Source organism: Vibrio sp. 10N.222.55.C7 (genome assembly GCF_041473335.1).
Lineage (GTDB): Bacteria > Pseudomonadota > Gammaproteobacteria > Enterobacterales > Vibrionaceae > Vibrio > Vibrio crassostreae_C.
Genome location: NZ_JBFRSC010000080.1, coordinates 1 through 239, shown reverse-complemented (window position 1 = coordinate 239; position 239 = coordinate 1). Strand labels below are relative to the sequence as shown.

Below are 239 nucleotides of genomic sequence, written 5' to 3'. Positions count from 1 at the left end.
CTAAGGCAACTCGTCATGGATGAGTTCGCTATCTTTAAAGGACATCGGTATGCCACGGTCATTGCTGACGCTAAGACTCACCAAGTCATTTGGATAGGGTTAGGCCGTAGCCGCAAGGACATACGACCGTTCTTCGAGCTGTTAGGCAAGCATGGCAATAATATCGAAGCGGTCGCGATGGACATGAATACGGCTTTTGACCTTGAAGTTCAAGCGCATTGCCCGAACGCAAAAATCGT

At 49.0% G+C, this 239-nt stretch carries 1 protein-coding gene; it reads left to right on the top strand.

The window, feature by feature from the left end:
- The coding region (locus AB4482_RS22485; RefSeq protein WP_372181746.1) for a transposase at positions 1-239 on the top strand (239 nt) is incomplete at both ends.